General features: G+C 69.9%; 1 protein-coding gene. It reads right to left on the bottom strand.

Annotated elements, in window-relative coordinates:
- Positions 1 to 722: SIS domain-containing protein (locus DVK07_RS20190; protein WP_121598566.1), on the bottom strand; the 722-nt coding region annotated here is incomplete at both ends.

The raw sequence follows: 722 nt of genomic DNA, 5'->3' as shown, positions 1-722 counted from the left end.
GCGAGCATAGCGAGCGTCGCCACCTGCGAGGCGAACGTCTTCGTCGCGGCCACGCCGATCTCCGGGCCGGCCCTGATAAACGCCGTCCCGTCGACCTCCCGCGTCACCGTGCTTCCGAGGGTGTTCGTCACGGCGAACGTCCGCGCGCCTGCCGCGTTCGCGCGCCGGACCGCGCCGAGGGTGTCTGCGGTCTCCCCGCTCTGGGTCACGGCGACCACCAGCGTCCGGTCCGGGGTGCGTCCCGCGCCGAACTCGTACTCGCTGGCGGTCTCGACGGTCGCGCGCACCCCCGCAAGCTCCTCGAACAGCTGCGCGGCGTAGCGGCCCGCGTAGTTGGAAGTGCCGCAGGCAACGATCCGAATTTCCTCCAGATCGGCGAGAAAGCCCGGCGGGAAGGAGACGTCGAGCTCGACGTCGCCGGCGTCGACGTCGAGGCGTCCCGCGATCGTCTGGCGGAGCGACTCGGGCTGTTCGTGGATCTCTTTGCGCATGTAGTGTTCGTACCCGCCCTTCTCGGCGGCGTCGGCCTCCCAGGTCACGGTCTCCACACCGCGGTCGACCAGTTCACCCTCAGCGTAGATCTCGACGCCGTCGGCCGACAGCGCCGCCACGTCGCCGTCCTCCAGATACATCACATCGCGAGTGTGCTCCAAGAACGCGGTCACGTCGCTGGCGACGAACGTCGCGTCGTCGTCCCGGCCCAACACGAGCGGGCTCCCGCG

The sequence above is a fragment of the Halorubrum sp. Atlit-26R genome (assembly GCF_003666015.1).
In the GTDB taxonomy this organism is placed as follows: domain Archaea; phylum Halobacteriota; class Halobacteria; order Halobacteriales; family Haloferacaceae; genus Halorubrum.
The sequence above is the reverse complement of the archived record's forward strand: the minus strand, read 5'-3'. Positions and strand labels throughout refer to the sequence as shown.